17 protein-coding genes are annotated in these 18,487 nt (G+C 62.8%); 7 read left to right on the top strand and 10 right to left on the bottom strand.

Annotated features, from left to right (window positions below; genetic code table 11):
- Window positions 1-120 precede the first annotated feature (120 nt).
- Genes EN808_RS10315 through EN808_RS10305 form a run of 3 tightly spaced genes read left to right on the top strand, consistent with a single transcriptional unit; the run spans window position 121 to window position 4,538 of the window.
- Window positions 121-606 (top strand): DUF559 domain-containing protein, encoded by a 486-nt coding sequence (locus tag EN808_RS10315; protein ID WP_135880600.1) that lies wholly within the window; start codon window positions 121-123, stop codon window positions 604-606.
- Entirely contained in the window at window positions 603-3,173 is a 2,571-nt protein-coding gene (locus EN808_RS10310) for an FAD-dependent oxidoreductase (RefSeq protein ID WP_135915716.1), read from the top strand. The genes EN808_RS10315 and EN808_RS10310 overlap by 4 nt, the downstream gene beginning before the upstream one ends.
- Before the next feature lie 9 nt (window positions 3,174-3,182).
- Window positions 3,183-4,538 carry a Xaa-Pro peptidase family protein gene (locus tag EN808_RS10305; protein WP_135915715.1) on the top strand — a complete coding sequence of 452 codons (1,356 nt, stop codon included), beginning with the start codon at window positions 3,183-3,185 and terminating at the stop codon, window positions 4,536-4,538.
- Here the strand turns inward: EN808_RS10305 and EN808_RS10300 are convergent.
- Both EN808_RS10300 and EN808_RS10295 read right to left on the bottom strand, forming a co-directional pair.
- Complete coding sequence (locus EN808_RS10300; RefSeq protein ID WP_135915714.1) at window positions 4,503-5,330, bottom strand: PhnD/SsuA/transferrin family substrate-binding protein; 828 nt, start codon at window positions 5,328-5,330, stop codon at window positions 4,503-4,505. The two genes, EN808_RS10305 and EN808_RS10300, sit on opposite strands and share 36 nt — an antisense overlap.
- Window positions 5,331-5,424: 94 nt before the next feature.
- Window positions 5,425-6,444 carry a fatty acid desaturase gene (locus tag EN808_RS10295; protein ID WP_189343746.1) on the bottom strand — a complete coding sequence of 340 codons (1,020 nt, stop codon included), beginning with the start codon at window positions 6,442-6,444 and terminating at the stop codon, window positions 5,425-5,427.
- A 230-nt stretch (window positions 6,445-6,674) separates the two neighbouring features.
- On the opposite strand from EN808_RS10295, the gene EN808_RS10290 reads away from it, so the two are divergent.
- Both EN808_RS10290 and bmt read left to right on the top strand, forming a co-directional pair.
- Complete coding sequence (locus EN808_RS10290; protein ID WP_127280234.1) at window positions 6,675-7,532, top strand: helix-turn-helix transcriptional regulator; 858 nt, start codon at window positions 6,675-6,677, stop codon at window positions 7,530-7,532.
- A gap of 86 nt (window positions 7,533-7,618) precedes the next feature.
- Window positions 7,619-8,641, top strand: coding sequence for a betaine--homocysteine S-methyltransferase (gene bmt / locus EN808_RS10285; protein ID WP_189524108.1), 1,023 nt, complete (start codon window positions 7,619-7,621; stop codon window positions 8,639-8,641).
- Between the two features lie 17 nt (window positions 8,642-8,658).
- On the opposite strand, the gene EN808_RS36275 is transcribed toward bmt, so the two are convergent.
- The 7 genes from EN808_RS36275 to EN808_RS10250 all read right to left on the bottom strand — a co-directional run bounded on the left by EN808_RS36275 (window position 8,659) and on the right by EN808_RS10250 (window position 16,596).
- Window positions 8,659-8,928, bottom strand: coding sequence for a hypothetical protein (locus EN808_RS36275; protein WP_189524086.1), 270 nt, complete (start codon window positions 8,926-8,928; stop codon window positions 8,659-8,661).
- A gap of 352 nt (window positions 8,929-9,280) precedes the next feature.
- Window positions 9,281-11,440 (bottom strand): VWA domain-containing protein, encoded by a 2,160-nt coding sequence (locus EN808_RS10275; RefSeq protein ID WP_135915712.1) that lies wholly within the window; start codon window positions 11,438-11,440, stop codon window positions 9,281-9,283.
- A gap of 2 nt (window positions 11,441-11,442) precedes the next feature.
- Window positions 11,443-12,003: an RNA polymerase sigma factor gene (locus tag EN808_RS10270; RefSeq protein ID WP_127871520.1), complete on the bottom strand. Its 561-nt coding sequence runs from the start codon at window positions 12,001-12,003 to the stop codon at window positions 11,443-11,445.
- A gap of 123 nt (window positions 12,004-12,126) precedes the next feature.
- Complete coding sequence (locus tag EN808_RS10265; RefSeq protein ID WP_135915711.1) at window positions 12,127-13,305, bottom strand: NAD(P)/FAD-dependent oxidoreductase; 1,179 nt, start codon at window positions 13,303-13,305, stop codon at window positions 12,127-12,129.
- 102 nt (window positions 13,306-13,407) lie between these two features.
- Window positions 13,408-14,139 carry a dienelactone hydrolase family protein gene (locus EN808_RS10260; protein ID WP_135915710.1) on the bottom strand — a complete coding sequence of 244 codons (732 nt, stop codon included), beginning with the start codon at window positions 14,137-14,139 and terminating at the stop codon, window positions 13,408-13,410.
- A gap of 104 nt (window positions 14,140-14,243) precedes the next feature.
- A complete protein-coding gene (locus EN808_RS10255) occupies window positions 14,244-14,924 on the bottom strand; it encodes a hypothetical protein (RefSeq protein ID WP_135915709.1) in 681 nt (226 codons plus the stop codon).
- Between the two features lie 97 nt (window positions 14,925-15,021).
- The gene (locus EN808_RS10250; protein WP_127278059.1) at window positions 15,022-16,596 is read right to left on the bottom strand and encodes a trimethylamine methyltransferase family protein; all 1,575 of its coding nucleotides are present in this window, start codon (window positions 16,594-16,596) and stop codon (window positions 15,022-15,024) included.
- A 288-nt stretch (window positions 16,597-16,884) separates the two neighbouring features.
- Between EN808_RS10250 and EN808_RS10245 the strand changes: the two genes are divergently transcribed.
- Window positions 16,885-17,583, top strand: coding sequence for a B12-binding domain-containing protein (locus EN808_RS10245; protein WP_135915708.1), 699 nt, complete (start codon window positions 16,885-16,887; stop codon window positions 17,581-17,583).
- An 82-nt stretch (window positions 17,584-17,665) separates the two neighbouring features.
- On the opposite strand, the gene EN808_RS10240 is transcribed toward EN808_RS10245, so the two are convergent.
- On the bottom strand, window positions 17,666-17,803 hold the full coding sequence (locus EN808_RS10240; protein WP_019858698.1) for an entericidin A/B family lipoprotein: 138 nt from the start codon (window positions 17,801-17,803) through the stop codon (window positions 17,666-17,668).
- Between the two features lie 52 nt (window positions 17,804-17,855).
- Between EN808_RS10240 and EN808_RS10235 the strand changes: the two genes are divergently transcribed.
- Complete coding sequence (locus EN808_RS10235) at window positions 17,856-18,485, top strand: DUF1638 domain-containing protein (protein ID WP_127871523.1); 630 nt, start codon at window positions 17,856-17,858, stop codon at window positions 18,483-18,485.
- The last annotated feature ends 2 nt before the right edge of the window (window positions 18,486-18,487 follow it).

The raw sequence follows: 18,487 nt of genomic DNA, 5'->3' as shown, positions 1-18,487 counted from the left end.
AACGGTCGACCCCCACTCCGTCGAGCTTCGCTCGACACCTCTCCCCCGATCGACGGGGGAGAGGAAAGGCGCGAGCTTATGCCGGCTGGCTCCCTTCCTCTCCCTCCGGAGGGGGGAGAGGTGGCGCCGCGAAGCGGCGACGGAGTGGGGGAAGCCGGTCACGCAACGCGCAGCCGCCGAAAAGCAGGCACGACCCCGCGAGCACGAAAACTCCGGCAAGCCGGCAATCAGGCGGAAGCATTGCTTTGGCTTGAGCTGAAGGCGCGCAAGCTTGGCGGCCATCGCTTTACCCGTCAGTTTTCCATCGGCCCCTTCTTTGCAGACTTCGCCTGCCGCGAAAAATGGCTTGTCGTTGAGGTCGACGGCCACCGACACGCCGACAGCCCCTATGACCGTCGCCGCGACGATTTCATGCGCGCCCAAGGCTATTCGATCCTGCGTGTCTGGAACCATGATGTCCTGAAACAACGTACTTCCGTCTGTGAAACCATCCTTGCCGCGCTTGATGGAAGGCTCGCCGAAAACACGGCTGCATCCGACCTCCGCCTTGTTTTCACGCCCCACTCATTCGATTCAATCTCTTCAAAAACGGACCTATCTTCATGAAATCTCATGTAAAAGCGGTTGTCATCGGCGGTGGTGTCGTCGGCTGCTCGGTGCTCTATCACCTGGCCAAGGCCGGCTGGACCGACATCATGCTGATCGAGCGGTCCGAGCTGACCTCGGGCTCGTCCTGGCACGCGGCGGGCGGCTTTCATACGCTGAACGGCGATCCGAACGTCGCCAAGCTCCAGGCCTACACCGTCCAGCTCTACAAGGAGATCGAGGAGATTTCGGGCCAATCCTGCTCGCTGCACCTGACCGGCGGCGTGATGATGGCTGATACGCCCGAGCGCATGGATTTCCTGCGGCTGGCCCACGCCAAGGGCCGCTATCTCGGCATGGACACCGAGCTGATCACGCCGTCCGAGGCCAAGGCGATGTTCCCGCTGATGGACGAGACCAATTTCGTCGGCGCGATGTGGGATCCGGTCGAAGGCCATCTCGACCCCTCCGGCACCACCATCGCCTACTCCAAGGCGGCCAAGAAACTCGGCGCCGAGATCGTGCTGCGCAACCGCGTCGTCGACCTGACGCAGCAGCCGGACGGCACCTGGAACGTCGTCACCGAACAGGGCACGGTCCATGCCGAGCATGTTGTCAACTGCGGCGGCCTGTGGGCGCGCGAGATCGGCCGCATGGTTGGCGTCGAACTGCCGGTGCTGGCGATGGAGCACATGTACCTCTTGACCGAGCCGATGCCGGAGGTCGAGGAATTCAACAAGTCGACCGGCCGCGAAATGATCGGCGTGCTCGACTTCAAGGGCGAAATCTACACCCGCCAGGAACGCAACGGCATCCTGCTCGGCACTTATGAGAAGGCCTGCAAGCCGTGGTCGCCGGTCAACACACCGTGGGATTTCGGCCATGAACTGCTACCGCCCGATCTCGACCGGATCGCGCCGTCGCTGGAGATCGGCTTCAAGCATTTCCCCGGCATCGAAAAGGCCGGCATCAAGCAGATCATCAACGGCCCCTTCACTTTCGCGCTCGACGGCAACCCGCTGGTCGGCCCGGTGCAGGGCCTGACCAATTTCTGGTGCGCCTGCGCCGTCATGGCCGGCTTCAGCCAGGGCGGCGGCGTCGGCCTGGCTCTCTCCAATTGGATGGTCCATGGCGATCCGGGCTTCGACGTCTGGGGAATGGATGTCGCCCGCTTCGGCGAGTGGGCCGGCCTGCGCTACACCAATGCCAAGGTTCGCGAAAACTATTCGCGCCGCTTCTCGATCCGCTTCCCCAACGAGGAACTGCCGGCCGCCCGCCCGGCCCAGACGACGCCGCTCTACGACACCATGCTCGCCAACAACGCCGTCATGGGCGACTCGTGGGGCCTAGAGACCCCGCTATGGTTCGCGCCCAAGGGCAAGGAGCCTAAGGACATCGTCTCCTTCCACCGCTCCAACGATTTTGGGCCGATCGGCGAGGAAGTGCGCGCCACCCGTGAAAAGGTTGGCGTCACCGAAATCGCCAACTTCGCCAAATACGAAGTGTCGGGACCGGGCTCGGAAGAGTTACTCAACCGGCTGATGACCAACCGCATGCCGAAGACCGGCCGCATCGTGCTGACGCCGATGATCAACGAATTCGGCAAGCTGATCGGCGACTTCACCATCGCCAAGGCCGGTGAAGACCGCTTCATGATCTGGGGTTCGTCGGCCGCGCAGAAATACCACATGCGCTGGTTCGAGAAGCATCTGCCGAAGGATGGTTCGGTGCGTATCCATCGCTTCGACCAGACGCTGGTCGGCCTGTCGATCGCCGGGCCGAAGTCGCGTGACCTCCTGCAGAAGCTGGTCGATGTCGACATTTCGACCAAGGCTTTCCGTTTCATGGATTTCCGCGAAATGGCGGTCGGCGGCGCACCGTGCCTGGTCAACCGCATTACCTACACCGGCGACCTTGGCTACGAAATCTGGATGGCGCCGGCCTACGAGCGCCTGGTCTATAAGGCGATCAAGGAAGCGGGCGAGGAATTCGGCCTGGTCGATTTCGGCATGCGCGCCTTGCTGTCCATGCGCCTGGAAAAGAACTTCCCGACCTGGTTCCGCGAGCTCAGGCCAATCTACGGGCCATTCGAAGGTTCGATGGACCGCTTCATCAAGCTTGAGAAGAACGATTTCATCGGTCGTGAAGCCGCCGCCAAGGAACAGGCGGAAGGTCCAAAACTGCGCCGCGTCTCTTTCATCGTCGACGCGGCCGATGCCGACGTGATGGGCGACGAGCCGATCTGGGCCAAGGTCAACAAGGATTACGGCACCGTGGAGAAGCCGCATGGCTACGGTGCGCCGCGCTTCGACACTTCAGGCAAGGAAATACGCGGTTCAAAGGCCGCCGAAGGCGCGTCCGCCGTGCGCGGCATCGTCGACGGCGACTGGCGCGTGGTCGGCTGGGTGACGTCGGGCGGCTATGCGCATTACGTGCAGAAATCGATGGCGCAAGGCTATGTGCCGGCGGCACTCGCCGAGGATGAAAGCGCCGGACTGTTCGAGATCGAAATCCTCGGTCACCGGCGTCCGGCCCGCATCAATGTCGAGGCGCCCTTCGACCCGAGTGGTGAGAAGATGCGGACCTGAGGTTTCGCCATGGACAGCGCGGCGCCAAAGGGAAGCTTCGGCCGCCACCGCAAGATCATGCCTTTTGTATCAGGCTCGATCGAGGCGCTGCGCGACGCCTCACGACAGAAGGCCGCTGGGCTCAACCAGCATGTGCTGGGTTATGGCGCGGTGGCTGAAGCGGAATGGGCCGCGGCAGGCATTGCCGCTCCCGACCTGCCCGCCATGCGGCAATATCGGCTCGACCGCATTCGCGCCGAGCTGAAGCGCCGCGGCTATGCCGGCGCCCTGCTCTACGACCCGGTCAATATCCGCTATGCGACCGACAGCACCAACATGCAGCTGTGGGTGGCGCACAATCCGACGCGGCATTGCTTCGTCGCCACCGACGGGCCGGTGGTGCTGTTCGACTACTTTTCCTGCGAGCATCTTTCCGACCACTCCGGTGTCGTCGATGAAGTCCGCCCCGCCATTTCATGGATGTATCTCTATGGCGGCGAACTGACCGAGCAGAAAGTCCGCCGCTGGGCCGCCGGCATCGCCGATCTGGTCAGGGAGCACGGCGGCGGCAACAACCGCATCGCCGTCGACCACATCAATCCGGAAGGGGTTGAAGAGCTCCACCGCCTGGGGATCTCCATTGGCAATGGCGAAGCGGTGATGGAAAATGCTCGGCTGATCAAATCACCGGACGAAATCCTCGCCATGCGCCGCGCCATCGTCGCTTGCGAGGCGGCGATGGGCGAGATGGAACAGGCGTTGAGGCCCGGCATTTCCGAGAACGAATTGTGGGCCGAACTCCATCGCGGCAACATCGCGCGCGGCGGCGAATGGATCGAGACGCGGCTGCTGACGTCGGGACCGCGCACCAATCCGTGGTTCCAAGAATGCTCGTCGCGGATCATTGTATCAGGCGATCTCGTCGCGTTCGACACCGACCTGATCGGCCCCTACGGCTTCTGCGCCGATCTCTCGCGCACCTGGCTGTGCGGCGATACAAAGCCGACCAACGAACAGCGCGACCTGTTCCGCATCGCCGTCGATCAGATCGAACACAACACGGCACTGATGCAGCCCGGCGTCTCGTTCCGCGACCTTGTCGAACGCTCAGCAGTGCCGCCAGGAGACTGCTTCCCGACCCGCTACGGTGTTCTCTACCACGGCGTCGGGCTGGCCGACGAATACCCGACCTTGCCGCATGCCGGCGACTGGACATCCGATACACCCGACGGTGTGCTGGAACCAGGCATGGTGCTATGCGTGGAGAGCTATATCGGCCGGCTCGGCGGCGGCGAAGGCGTCAAGATCGAGGAGCAGATCCTGATCACCGAGACCGGCAACGAAAAACTTTCAACCTACCCGTTGGATCAGCGGCTGCTCGGCTAGGCCGCCAAGCGCCTCGCGCATCGCGCGCACGGTCTTTTCCGGCGTCGTTTTCGCGGTGATGAACGGCAGACCTTTGCGCCGTGCTGTCCAGCCGACGATCACGACCTTGCGCGCCGCCGGCTCGAAGCGCTGTGCCAGCGCCCAGCTTTCGCAATCGATCGCGGCGACATCCGCCCTGCCTTCGGCGACCGCCACGATCGAGCCGCGATGGCCGCCGCTTTCGCCACTGGATGAAAATATGTCCAGGTTTTCGCCGGCCGCTTCCAGGTCGCGCGTCAGCGCGATGATGCCCGACATGGAATCGAGGCTGTTGAAGGTGAAGCGCTTGCCTCGGATGAGATCGAGCGGCAGCAGTGCCTTTCCGTCGGCAGGTGACCGAACCTCCGGCCCCTCGCCCGAGCGCATCACCACCGCGCTCGAATAGAGTTCGCCCTGTCCGCCTTCATAGGCGTCATAGCTTGGCTGGCCGACCACCTGCACGTGCCGGGACAAACCGAGTTCCATCGGCCCCCAGCAGGTCTGCGCGAACAGCAGCGCCGGATGCAGCCAGAGCTTGTGGAAATCGAGCTCGTCCGGCGGCAGGGTCGCCGGATCCGGAGCGATCAGCCCCCCCTGGGCGTCGTGGATACCGCCCGGCACGGCGGGCAGGTCAGCGTTGCGCCGCACGATGGACCGCGGCGCATCGATACCCCTCGGCCGGAAAGCCTCGCGCAACGACGCCCATTGCGCGTCGACCTCGTCGCGCACTTCGGGCCAGTCATACATCGGCAACGCCGCAATCAATTCGCTCATGCCGATATCAAACCACCATGCCTGGGAAAAAGATCGCAAAAACGCGGCGCCCAATCAGAATTGGCCGACGCGGTATCCACACTATCGGCGGATACTATTCCTTGGGCGGCTCGGCCGGGACCGGCACCGTGCCAAGCCCGTTGATGTTGCGCGCCCTGACGCGCGGCTTGAACGCCCTGCCCGGCTCGGGCGCGCGCCGCAGAACCGGATGGACTATCGGCTCCTTGGCCTTGAAGGCATAGGATTTGAGCAGCGCGAAATAGTTCGGGTAGGCATAGCCATTGTTCATCCGCAGCCATTCCTCGCGCCGGTCACGAAACAGCTTCGGCAGCCGGTACCAGGCGATCGTCGGGCTCTTGTGATGGACGAAGTGCAGATTGTTGTTGAGGAACAGGAACGACAGCGGCGAGCGCTCGACGATCACCGTGCGGCCTTCCGGATGCTCCGACCACTGATGCTCGGCATAGGTGCGGATCGAGATCAGCGACTGCCCGAGCCACACCGGCACCAGCACATAGAGCCAAACCGGCATGCCGAACCCGAACTGCACGACCGGCAGCACCACGGCAAGGCCGATCGCATGCAGCAGCCAGGCCTTGCGGATCGCCTTGTCGCCGGCAATCACATGCTTGGCATCGTCGATGAAGAAGCCGATGCAGGACAGCCACGGGCCGAGCACCAGACGACCAGCCATGGTGTTGTTGACCTTCAGCACGAATTTCATCAGCGGCGGCATTTCTTCGTGCATCCAGAGCGCCTGGTAATAGCTCTCGGGATCGTCCAGCGGATCGGTCAGGCGCTCGTCCGCATGGTGGCGCAGGTGAATGGTCTTGAAGCGGCGGAACGGCCACGCAAGACCGATCGGCAGGAAGACGAAGGCCTCATTGACCAAAGCGTTGCGGGTCGGGTGACCATGAAGCACCTCATGCATGATCGAGGACTGCAGAGCCAATGTAACGGCCATGACGATAAGGGCCAGGATGGGATAGGATGGCCAGAGGAAGAGGCCGGCGGCGAACCACGTGCCGTAGCAGAAGAAAGTGAGGACCACGGTCGGCCATTCGATGGCCGGTTTGCTGCTTCGACGGATGCTCTTGCCTGGTATGCTTGCCATGCTATCGACCACTGTCCCTCAGTCGCCGGAACCCCAACTGGTTCCTGACAGCATTGTGTCAGGAGAAGTGATTCCACTCAACGCGACAAAGTGCACAAAATGTTGCGATTGCGCATTTTTGACTGCATATGTTGTACATTGTAAACAATCTTAGGGATTCATTTACGCCTGGGAGCCCTGCTGTAGGGGCTTCGGCGCAAATTTTTCCTCCGGAGGACGGGAGCAAGGCCATGGACAAGCGCGATCTGTCGACGATCTTTCGGGAGCGTCTGAAGCTCCTCCTGACACGCTCGGATCTCAATCAGTCGGCGTTCGCGTCTGCGGTCGGCATCGATCGGTCGGCGCTGTCGCAGCTGATGTCGGGCGCGTCGACACGCCTGCCGCGAGCCGAAACGCTGCTCAACATAGCCGCCGAATTCAAGGTGTCGCTGGACTGGCTGCTGGGCTTGAGCCAGGACGAAGGGGTGACCGGCGAAATCCGCGAGAGCCTCGAAATCGAAGAAGCGCCCGACGGGTTCGACCGCACGCTGCTCGCCAAATGGTTCGCTGAAGCCGCCGGCACCAAGATCCGTTATGTGCCGGCCGGCATTCCCGATCTGCTGCGCACCCGCGCGCTCGTCGACTACGAGGCCAACATCACCAACAGGAGCCGCCTGGCGCAGGCCAGCGAGACGCAATACCGCATCGAATACAACCGGCGTCCGGAAACCGACATGGAAGTCTGCATGCCGCGCCACACGCTGGAAATCTTCGCCCGCGGCCTCGGCGTGTGGGATCGTTTCCCGGCAGCCGACCGCCAGCAGCAACTTGCCCATATGGCGACGCTGCTCGACGACCTCTATCCGACCTTCCGCCTGTTCCTCTATGACGGCCGCATGCGCTATTCCATCCCGCTCACCATCTTCGGTCCCTATCGCGCCGCCATCTATGTGGGAGACATGTATGTGGTGCTGAACGCCACGCAGCCGGTCCAGGCGCTGACACAGCATTTCGACAATCTGATCCGTGCCGCCGACATCAACCCGCACGAAGCGGCCGCCTTCGCCCGCAACCTGGCCGGCATGTCGTTCGCATCAGGCTCAGCCTGAGCGCGTTCTGCATCGCAATTTCATTGACTAGACATAAAGACTTCTTTATATCCTTATTCGAATTTCAAGACATGAAAGCCAATCCGATGACGACGAGCAATCCGATCGAAGCCCTGCTGGCTGAAAAGGGCGTGCTGCTGGCCGATGGCGCCACGGGCACCAATCTGTTCGCCATGGGTCTGGAGGCCGGCGAGGCGCCGGAACTGCTGAACGAAACGGCGCCCGACACCATCACCAGCCTGCACCAGAATTTCGTCGACGCAGGCGCCGACATCATCCTGACCAACTCCTTCGGCGGCACCCGCCACCGGCTGAAGCTGCATCATGCGCAGGATCGCGTCAATGCGCTGAACAAACGCGCCGCCGAGATCGCCCGCGCTGTTGCCGACAAGGCCGGCCGCAAGGTGATCGTTGCCGGTTCGGTCGGCCCGACCGGCGAATTGCTGGTGCCGCTTGGCGCCATGACCTATGACGAGGCGGTCGACGCCTTTGCCGAACAGATCGAGGGTCTCAAGGAAGGTGGCGCCGAAGTCGCCTGGATCGAGACCATGTCGGCGCCCGACGAGATCCGCGCCGCCGCCGAGGCCGCCATCCGCGTCGGCCTGCCCTACACCTATACCGGCTCGTTCGACACCGCCGGCCGCACCATGATGGGCCTGCTGCCGAAAGATATCCACGGCGTCGCCGATGGCCTGTCGCAGGCGCCGCTCGGCGTTGGCGCCAATTGCGGCGTCGGCGCCTCCGACATCCTGGCTTCGCTGCTCGATATGACGCAGGCGAAGCCGGAGGCGACCGTCATCGTCAAGGGCAATTGCGGCATCCCCGAATTCCGTGGCACCGAAATCCACTATTCCGGCACGCCGGAATTGATGGCCGACTATGTCCGGCTGGCCGTGGATGGCGGAGCCAAAATCATCGGCGGCTGCTGCGGCACCTCGTTTCAGCATCTGGCCGCGATGCGCAAGGCGCTCGACGCCCATACCAAGGCGGATCGTCCGACGGTCGAAAAGATCGTCGAGCGCATCGGTCCGATGCGCAACAAGGTGGCGACGGCAAACACCGCCGAGACCAGCGAAGCCCGCCGCGAGCGGCGGCGCGGCCGGGCCTGACGCGATTTCTTTTGCGGCTATTCGCTGTTGTCGGCGTAGCTCGACTGCGCCGACCTGAAATCGACGACATTGTCGCCGCGCATTGTCGCCAGCACACCCGACGCGCCCGGATCGGTAATCTGCTCCAGCATGGCGCGGAAGCGGTCGTTGGTCAGCGCCGACATGGCGGTGTGACGCGCCTGCACGACATCATCGCTGATGCGTCTGGATTCGGCTGACGGGGCTGATGAAACCGCCGAAGCATCCCGTGCCGGCGGAGTCGAGTTGGCGATGGTTCTGATCTGCAATTCCGGCTCCCTCAAGCCTTAGACATGACCGGTGTAGCGAGAGGAAATTGCTATCCGGTACCGGAAATGCAGCGCAATTTAACGATCCGGCGCGCTGCCCTAGGATCTGTTGAGATTCAGGTCATGCCGAGCCGAAAACAGTGACTTTCGAGAACCGGAGCGGAGCGTACTTAAGTACGTGAGCACCGGAAGCGCAGGAAGCCACTGTTTGCAGGCCGGCATCACCTGAATATCAACAGATCCGAAAAAAAGGCCGGCAAGGGAAAGTATCCCTCGCCGGCCTGCCTCACCCGCCCGTGGGCCGGCTATCAGAACGATCCCATCATCTGAAAGAAGCCGGCCTTCATCGCCACTACCGGTTACCGCCCAGCGCCGAGGCAAGGCGCACAAGCGAAAGGAACTCGGACCTGTACCCAAACGGGTCGGCTCCTCGGGCGGCAGTGGCAATCTCCATGATCTTGTCGTAGCCGAACTTCGCGGTCGCATCCTCGTCGCGCAGCTTCTGGCCGAAGGCCGCCACCGCGACGGAGAAACGCTGGTCGGTGCTCGCCTGGTCGAAGGACGCCACCTCGTTGGCAGAGGTCACCGGCGTGGTGATCAGCTTCGAGACGTCCTCGTTGGGCAGCTTGTAGCGTATCTTGACGAAGGCATATTCGTCCGCATTGGCAACGCCGCCATTGTTGACCGTGGCCTGACCATAGCGCAGCGGATCGATCTGCTCGCCGCCACTGCCTTTGGGCGTGATCTCATAGATCGCGGTGACCGAATGGCCCGAGCCGATATCGCCGGCGTCGACGCGGTCATTGTTGAAATCCTCGCGGTTGAGCGCCCGGGTTTCGTAGCCGATCAGGCGATATTCCGAGACCTTGTCCGGATTGAACTCGACCTGGATCTTCACATCCTTGGCGATCGGGAACAGGGTCGAGGAGGCATCCTCGACCAGCACCTTCTCCGCCTCGGCCAGCGTGTCGATATAGGCGGCGGTGCCGTTGCCGTTCTGTGCGATGGTCTGCATCATCTGGTCGTTCAGATTGTCGTGGCCGAAGCCGAACACCGACAGGAAGACACCCGACTTGCGCTCCTGCTCGATCAGGCGCTTCAGATCATCGTCGTCGCTCTGGCCGACATTGAAGTCGCCATCGGTGGCCAGCATCACCCGGTTGACGCCATCCTTGACGAAGGATTGCTGGGCAAGCTTGTAGGCCTCCTTGATGCCGGCCTCGCCGGCCGTCGAACCGCCGGGCGTCAGATTGTCGATGGCGTTGAGGATCTTGTCCTTTTCGGCCGCCTTGGTCGGCATCAGCACGGTGCCGGCCTCTCCGGCATAGGTGACGATGGAGATCGTGTCGTCGGCCTTCAGCTTGCTGACCAGCAGGCGGAATGCCGATTTGAGCAGCGGCAGCTTGTCCGGCTCGTCCATCGAGCCCGAGACATCGATCAGGAAGACCAGATTGGCCTTCGGCTGCTCGGTCGGCTTGATGTCGAACCCTTTGATGGCGACATGCATCAGCTTGGTGTGCTCGTTCCACGGCGTCGGCATGACGCTGACGGTCGAGTTGAACGGCGTCGATGCCGAGTCCGGCCCCTTCCAGTCATAGGGGAAGTAATTGATCATCTCCTCGACCCGGACCGTGTCGGCCTGCGGCACCGACCCTTCCTTCAGCGAGCGGCGCACGAAGGAATAGGAGGCGGTATCGACATCGATCGAGAAGGTCGAGACCGGGTCTTGCAGGGCCGCATGCACCGGATTGGTCTTGAAGTCCTCGATGCGGTTGCGGTTTTCCTCTTGCGGCGCGATCTGATCCGCCGGTGCGGTCGGCTGCGGCGCCATCAGCTTGGATTCGGCAGCCGGCATGCGGGCAACCCGCGACGGCGCGCTTGTCGTGCCGTCGACCGCGAACTCGCCTGTCGGGGCCGGCGCTGGCTTGTAAGCCCGCAAAGTGGCCGACTCGGGTTCGTTGACCGTTGCCGGGGCCTCATTCGGCGTCACGTCACGCGTGCGTCCGTCCTGCTGCGCCACGCCGCCTGCGGCAGTCGTCTGCGGCTGCGGCGGCGAGGCTGGTGGCGCAAGCGCGTCGCTGGCATCGCGGCTTTCCACATCCGCGTCGGCCTTCTTGTCTTTCGCCAGTTCCGTCGGGGCCTGCTTCGGCTCGGCGGTGGCCGGCTTCAGCGTCGCCGGCTTGTCGGCCAGCGTCTCGGTGATCTTCTCCTTGTCGCCGAACGCCGGCGGCTGTTCCCTCAGCATATGGAAGGTGGCGTATCCGGCGATCGGCAGGGCGACGAGCCCGGCAAGGGCCGGCGTGGCAATGAGTTTCTTTTGCATGATTTCGCTCCAGAGCTTTTGTGCTCGCTCTGTGAGACGAAGGCCGCCGACCGATCCTTGGGTGACAGCAGAAATATTTTCCTGGTCGTAGGCGCGCAGGGCGGCCTCGAAGGCACGCGCCTTCGCGCTCTCGCCGGGTGCGGGTATTGCTGCGTCGCGCAGCTTTCTGAGTTCGTTGTCGTCGACCATGGTCACACTTCCCCGGCTGAACGCATCAACGTCTTCAGCCGTTTCTTCGCTTCATGGATGTGCCAGGAAACCGTCGTCTCCGAGATCGCCATCGCCTCGGCGGCGGCCGCGTGGCTCAAGCCTTCGCCATAGACAAGCATCACGGCATCGCGCTGCTTGTCCGGCAATTGCCGCACCGCCGCCCACAGCGCTTCGGCAGGGTCTTCGCTCTCGGCCGGGGCCTCACCCGAAATCAGCGCATGGACGCCATAGGCCTCGGTCTTGACCGTCTCGCGCGCGGTCTTGCGCATCATATCGCGCGCGGCGTTCATCGTCATGGTATAGAGCCATGTCGTGAACGCGCCGCCGCCGCGATAATCGCGGATCGCCTTGCCGAGCCGGACGCAGACTTCCTGGGCGATGTCTTCGGCATCGGCCTTCCTGCCGCACCAGCGATAGGCGGCGCGATAGACGAAGTCGTAGTGACGCTCCAGCAATTTGCCGAAGGCCCCCCTGTCTCCGCCCTTCGCCCGCCCGATCAGTTCGGCGTCGGAGGCTTCGCTCTCATCCAGCATCATCGCCATCATTTGCCTGTTGGACGAAGGCTAATGGCTAATCCTTGGGGTGATGGAAAGATTTTTTTCGAACAGGGCCTTTTGCAGCTAGGGGCAGGTTGAGATTCAGGTCAGGCCGGCCTCACCTGAATATCAACACGCCTGGCCCGCCGCCCAGCCCGACGACCATGCCCACTGGAAATTATAGCCGCCGAGCCAGCCCGTGACGTCGACGACCTCGCCGATGAAGAACAGGCCGGGTATCGATTTCACCCGCATGGTCTTCTGGTCGAGCCCGTTGGTGTCCACCCCGCCGAGCGTCACTTCGGCCGTACGATAGCCCTCCGACCCGGCTGGCTTGATGCGCCAGTCGTTGACCGCGGCCTCGACGGTTTTGATCTGGGCCTCGGAAAGATCGGCGAGATTGCCGTCGAGCCCGGTTCGCTCGGCTATCGCTTGGGCAAGCCGTTTCGGCAAGTGATTTGCCAGCACGGTCTGCACCGCTTGCCGGCCATTGCCGCGCTTGGCGGCGCGGAGGAGCTCAGCCACGTCCGTGCCCGGCAGCATGGCGATGCGGATTTCATCACCCTCTCGCCAATAGGATGAGATTTGCAGGATGGATGGCCCGCTGACGCCGCGATGCGTGAACAGCATCGCCTCGGAGAACCGCGCCTTGCCGCAGGCAATCTCGGCGTCGACGGCGTTCCCGGCCAGGGGCGAAAGCCGCTCGAGCGTTTTTGCATCGAAGGTCAGCGGCACCAGGGCAGGCCGTGTTTCGACGACGGCAAGGCCAAACCGATCGGCAAGCTCGTAGCCGAAGCCCGTCGCGCCCATCTTGGGGATCGACTTGCCGCCACAGGCCACCACCAGGGACCGGCAAGAGACCGAGCCGGTGGAAAGCCTGAGTTCAAATCCTTCCTCGGTTTTGCTGACGGTCTCGACGGAAGTCGACAATACCAGCTCGGCGCCCCTGCCCTGCATTTCCGAGACCAGCATGTCGATGATCTGGCGCGCCGAGCCGTCACAAAACAGCTGCCCCAGTGTCTTCTCGTGATAGGCAATGCCGTAGCGTTCGACGAGCGCAATGAAGTCGCGCTGCGTATAGCGGCTGAGCGCCGAGATGCAGAAATGCGGATTCCTCGAGATGAAATTCTTCGGGCTCGCATGGATGTTGGTGAAATTGCACCGACCGCCGCCGGAGATGCGGATCTTTTCGCCAGGTGCCGCCGCATGATCGAGGATGAGCACCGAACGGCCGCGCTTGGCGGCCTCCACGGCGCACATCAATCCGGCGGCGCCGGCGCCAATGATCACGACATCATAGGATTGCATCAGGCTGATCGTTCCCGCATGACCCGCGCCGCTTTAGCGGGCGAGCCGGTCATCCCGCCTGATACCTCCAATGTGGCGCGCGGCCAACAGGGTGGCGAAGGCTCAGACCAGCGTTTCGGCGAACAAATCCGTCAATCGCTTCCAATGCCGCTCGGCACCGGCTGCATTGAAGACACTATGGTCGGGCACACACCAGCCATGCGCCATGCCGACATAATTCTCGATCGTGTGGTCGACTTCAGCATTCCGCAGCGCCTCTTCCAGCCTCGTCGACTGTTCCGGCGGAAAGCTCCGGTCGACGCCCGCCATACCGACATAGATGCGCGCCTTGATGGAAGCCGCCTTGCGGTGCGGACTGTCGGCGGCATCGCTGGCGAGGTTGCCGCCATGGAAACTGGCGGCGGCCCGGATCCTGTCGGGATAGGTCGCGGCGGCGTTGAGCGCCCGCGCGCCGCCCATGCAATAGCCGACGACACCAACAGGTCCGGCGATCCTCTCGGCGGCCAGAGCATCGAGGAAGGCGCTGCCGTCGCGGATGGTCATGCCCTGCGTCGTGCCGCCGCTCAGCATCAACAGCAGGGCCTTGGTCCTTGCCTCGGCAAAGGCGGTTTTGGGATCGAACGGGCCATACGGCGCATAGCGGTAGAAGAGATCGGGCACCAGCACGGCATAGCCATGCCCCGCGAGGCGCTCGGCCATCTGGTCGAGCACCGGACGCGGACCGAAAATATCCATGTAGATGATGATGCCGGCCCTGGCGGGCGAGGCTGGACGAAACAGCCGTGCCTTCGCCGTGCCGTCCAGGGTCTTGATCTCGATGTCCTGCTTCGTCATTGCGCGCTCCGCCGGTTGCCAGGCGATAGATATCCGCGCCGCCCGCCAGGGCAAGCCGCAACCTGCCGATCTCGGTCAAGTTTCCGTGCGGTTCGGAGGAATGCCTATACTCCGGCGAACGCCGCCATGTGGAAAGCCTGGACATGGGCCGGATAGCGATGCTCAGCGCCGTAGGGACAGGCGTTGCGGTCGAGGCAGCCGCCGGCACGGCAAGGCGCACCATCCGTGCCGCGCACATGCGCCAGGCACGCCTGGTGCGCGAAGCCGTCCACCGAATAGGCGCCGACTGGACAGGATTTCAGGCAGGGTTTTTCGATGCATGCGTCGCAAAGGTGAATCGCTGCGTCAGCTTCGGGGGTCGCGATCTCCTGATCGAACAGCAATGCGCCGCGATAGGCGTGCCAGAGCCCATATTTCGGATGCATCAGGATGCCGAGCGGCGACGGTTTCAGCCCCTCGGCCCGCATCGCCCATCGCTGGAACGGCAGATACGGGCGGTCCGAAGGCGACACAGCGCGCGCGCCGAAATCGTCGGCAACGGCGCCGATGACCGCGCGCGACCATGTGTCGAGCGGATTGATGGCGGACGGTGGCTGCTTCTCACGCCACCGCATGAAGTGCGGCCACGGCGCCGCGCCCGCCTGCCCGACCAGCAGCACCGAGTTGGCTGGAGCGCCGGAAAATCCGGCTGGCGCCACCTCGTCATCGCCGAGCCTGAAACCACCACGAAGGATAAAGCCGTTGGCCGCAAGCGCGGCCGTGATCTCCTCGATCATGCCGCGCACGCAATCATCCCTTCCGGTCCGGATCGGAGAACGCGCTCCGCCAGACTTCCTTGTGGATGATGTTGGCGACTTTAGCCCCGCCTGACTCGGGCTCCTTTCAGGTGAAGGCGTCGGGCATCGACCCTTTCTTCTTGGCGATGAAGTCCTTCAGGGCTTCGTCGATGCCTTCATCAAGGTGCGGCGCCTCGTAAGCCTCCAGCCAGCGGCGGGCGAGATCGTTGGCACGCTGCGGGGCGGTCTTCTGGCCTTCGGCCAGCCACTGCTCATAGGAGTTGTTGTCGGCGATCGACGAGCGGTAGAAGGCGGTCTGGAAATTGGCCTGGGTATGGTCGCAGCCGAGATAGTGGCTGCCCGGGCCGACCTGGCGAATGGCATCCATCGCCTGGCCGTTTTCCGACAGGTCGACGCCTTCGCAGAATTTCTGCTGCATGCCGAGCTGGTCGATATCCATCATGAATTTTTCGTAGCAGGACGCCAGCCCGCCCTCGAGCCAGCCGGCCGAATGCAGCACGAAATTGGTGCCGGCGAGAATCGTCGAGTTCAGCGTGTTGGCGCTCTCATAGGCTGCCTGTGCATCCGGAACCTTGGACGCGCAGAGCGAGCCGCCGGTACGGAACGGCAGTCCGAGGCGGCGGGCGAGTTGCGCTGCTCCATAGGAGACCAGCGACGGTTCCGGCGTGCCGAAAGTCGGCGCGCCCGACTGCATCGATATCGACGAGGCGAAGGTGCCGAACAGCACCGGGGCGCCCGGACGGATCAGCTGCGTGAACGATGCGCCGGCCAGCACTTCGGCCAGCACCTGCGTCAGCGTACCGGCGACCGTCACCGGGCTCATCGCGCCGGCGAGGATGAACGGCGTGACGATGCAGGCCTGGTTATGCCGCGAATAGACTTTCAGGGCGCCAAGCATGGTCTCGTCGAACACCATCGGCGAGTTTGCGTTGATCAGGCTGGTCAGCACCGTGTTGTTCTCGACGAAATCGTCGCCGAACACCAGCTTGGCCATCGCCACCGTGTCCTCGGCGCGCTCCGGCGCGGTCACCGAACCCATGAACGGCTTGTCGGAATATTTGATGTGCGCGTAGACCATGTCGAGATGGCGCTTGTTGACCGGCACGTCGACCGGCTCGCACACCGTGCCGCCCGAATGGTGGATCGATGGCGCCATATAGGCGAGCTTCACGAAATTCTGGAAATCCTCGATCGTCGCATAGCGCCTGACGCCGTCCAGATCACGCACGAAGGGTGGACCATAGACCGGTGCGAACACGGTCGCATTGCCGCCGATCTGCACCGAGCGCTCCGAATTGCGGGCATGCTGGGTGTAGATGGACGGCGCGGTCTTCAAGAGCGAACGGCAGAGCCCTTTGGGAAAATGCACGCGCTCACCCTTGACGTCGGCGCCGGCCTCTTTCCACAATTGCAGCGCTTCCGCGTCATCGCGAAAAATGATGCCGATCTCCTCCAGCACCGTGTCGGTGTTCTTCTCGATCAGCGCCAGACCTTCCTCGTTCAGCACCTCGTAGACGTTGATCTTGCGCTTGATGTAGGTGAGCTGGGTGCCGGGGCCGCCGCCGGAACGCGCGGCCCGGCGGGCCGCCGCTCCACCGCTGGCGCCGCGCCCACGCCGCGCATTGGACGCTTCCTGGTCGACTGCCGCGTGTTCGCTCATGATCGCTCTTCCCTGAATATGGCCTGCCTGACTATGGCCGGACCGTAACCGTTGCGGCCGCATGGCGCGGCTTTGCCCGGATCGTAGCCATGCACCCTATTCGAAACGGCCAGTCCGCGCCAACGCCTGTCGCAAAATCGACAAGAAATCCGATAGATTTTCCAGTCGCTTTCCTTTTGCGGGAAGTCGCAAATCAGCTATGGATACCCGCCCGTTGCGGGTTAGGTATGAACGCCATTATTTTGTGCCTTGCGACAAAGTCGCGATGCCGTGAGGAGCTGGATTAAAATGTCGGACGACGAGATCATCCTTTCTGAACTTTCCGACGAAGAGTTGGTGCAGCAGATGCACGACGATCTCTATGACGGTCTGAAGGAAGAGATCGAGGAAGGCACGCGCATCCTGCTCGAGCGCGGCTGGGCTCCTTACAAGGTGCTGACCGAGGCGTTGGTCGAAGGCATGCGTATCGTCGGCGAGGATTTTCGCGACGGCATCCTGTTCGTTCCCGAAGTGCTGCTGTCGGCCAATGCCATGAAGGCCGGCATGTTCATCCTGCGTCCGCTGCTCGCCGCCACCGGCGCGCCCAAGCAGGGCAAGATGGTGATCGGCACCGTCAAGGGCGACATCCACGACATCGGCAAGAACCTCGTCGGCATGATGATGGAAGGCGCCGGCTTCGACGTCATCGACCTCGGCATCAACAATGCGGTCGAGAAGTATCTCGATGCGATCGAGCAGCACCAGCCCGACATCATCGGCATGTCGGCGCTGCTCACCACCACCATGCCCTACATGAAGGTCGTCATCGACACGATGAAGGAAAAGGGCATCCGCGACGACTATGTCGTGCTGGTTGGCGGCGCGCCGCTCAACGAGGAATTCGGCAAGGCCGTCGGCGCCGACGCCTATTGCCGCGACGCGGCGGTGGCGGTCGAGACCGCCAAGGATTTCATGAAGCGCAAGCACAACGTGCGCGCTTCGGCCTGATCCAAGGCATCGGGACGACGAAAAGGAAGCCGCGCCTTGCAGCGCGGCTTTTTTGTTCCCAGATGAGGGACGCGGCTGCCGATCAATTGGCGACGGTGTCTTTGACCGCCCTCGCCGTCGATTTGACATCCTTGCCGACACCCCGAATGGTGTTGGCGCAGGCCGTGAGTGCAAGCGCGCAGGCAAGGATGGCGATCGGCGCAATGCGTAGCAGTTTCATGGACGGTGTCTCCCTCGACAGATAATAGCCCCGCAGCGAAAGCCGGTTCTACTTGGTCAAGACGAAAAAAACCAAACCGAATCAGACAGGCAGGCTGCTCGTCATCGCCTGCGGAATGATTGCGCGTGAGGTATTGGCCGTCAAGGAACAGCTCGGGCTGAGCCACCTGGAATTGACCTGTTTGCCGGCGGAATTTCATTTCTATCCGGACCGCATCGCGCCGGCCATGGACAAGGCCATCGAAAAGGCCAAGGCGGAGGGTTACGAACACATCTTCGTCGGTTATGCCGATTGCGGTACGGGCGGTCTGCTTGACCGCGTGCTGGAAAAGCATGGCGTCGAGCGCATGGCCGGCCCGCATTGCTTCGCCTTCTACCAAGGCATGGACGCCTATGCGAAGGTCGCCGACGACGACATGATGTCTTTCTACATGACCGACTTCCTGTGCCGTCAGTTCGATGCCTTCTTCATGAAGCCGCTCGGCCTGGACAAGCACCCGGAGCTGATCAAGGACTATTTCGGCAACTACGAGAGACTGATCTATCTGGCGCAGACCGATGATCCTGAGCTCGACAAGGTTGCGGAAAAAGCCGCCGCCCTGCTCGGCCTCGCCTACGAGCGCCGCTCGACCGGTTACGGCGATCTGACGCCGGAGCTAGCGCGGATCGCATCGAACGCCTGACG

Source organism: Mesorhizobium sp. M8A.F.Ca.ET.165.01.1.1 (assembly GCF_004792065.1).
Lineage (GTDB): Bacteria > Pseudomonadota > Alphaproteobacteria > Rhizobiales > Rhizobiaceae > Mesorhizobium.
This window is presented reverse-complemented; position numbering and strand designations above follow the sequence as displayed.

What these genes read in the sequence shown, in the direction of transcription:
- EN808_RS10310 (WP_135915716.1), top strand. Translation starts at nt 603, where the DNA reads ATGAAATCTCATGTAAAAGCGGTTGTCATCGGCGGTGGTGTCGTCGGC.
- EN808_RS10305 (WP_135915715.1), top strand. Translation starts at nt 3,183, where the DNA reads ATGGACAGCGCGGCGCCAAAGGGAAGCTTCGGCCGCCACCGCAAGATC.
- EN808_RS10300 (WP_135915714.1), bottom strand. Translation starts at nt 5,330, where the DNA reads ATGAGCGAATTGATTGCGGCGTTGCCGATGTATGACTGGCCCGAAGTG.
- EN808_RS10295 (WP_189343746.1), bottom strand. Translation starts at nt 6,444, where the DNA reads ATGGCAAGCATACCAGGCAAGAGCATCCGTCGAAGCAGCAAACCGGCC.
- EN808_RS10290 (WP_127280234.1), top strand. Translation starts at nt 6,675, where the DNA reads ATGGACAAGCGCGATCTGTCGACGATCTTTCGGGAGCGTCTGAAGCTC.
- bmt (WP_189524108.1), top strand. Translation starts at nt 7,619, where the DNA reads ATGACGACGAGCAATCCGATCGAAGCCCTGCTGGCTGAAAAGGGCGTG.
- EN808_RS10275 (WP_135915712.1), bottom strand. Translation starts at nt 11,440, where the DNA reads ATGGTCGACGACAACGAACTCAGAAAGCTGCGCGACGCAGCAATACCC.
- EN808_RS10270 (WP_127871520.1), bottom strand. Translation starts at nt 12,003, where the DNA reads ATGGCGATGATGCTGGATGAGAGCGAAGCCTCCGACGCCGAACTGATC.
- EN808_RS10265 (WP_135915711.1), bottom strand. Translation starts at nt 13,305, where the DNA reads ATGCAATCCTATGATGTCGTGATCATTGGCGCCGGCGCCGCCGGATTG.
- EN808_RS10260 (WP_135915710.1), bottom strand. Translation starts at nt 14,139, where the DNA reads ATGACGAAGCAGGACATCGAGATCAAGACCCTGGACGGCACGGCGAAG.
- EN808_RS10250 (WP_127278059.1), bottom strand. Translation starts at nt 16,596, where the DNA reads ATGAGCGAACACGCGGCAGTCGACCAGGAAGCGTCCAATGCGCGGCGT.
- EN808_RS10245 (WP_135915708.1), top strand. Translation starts at nt 16,885, where the DNA reads ATGTCGGACGACGAGATCATCCTTTCTGAACTTTCCGACGAAGAGTTG.
- EN808_RS10240 (WP_019858698.1), bottom strand. Translation starts at nt 17,803, where the DNA reads ATGAAACTGCTACGCATTGCGCCGATCGCCATCCTTGCCTGCGCGCTT.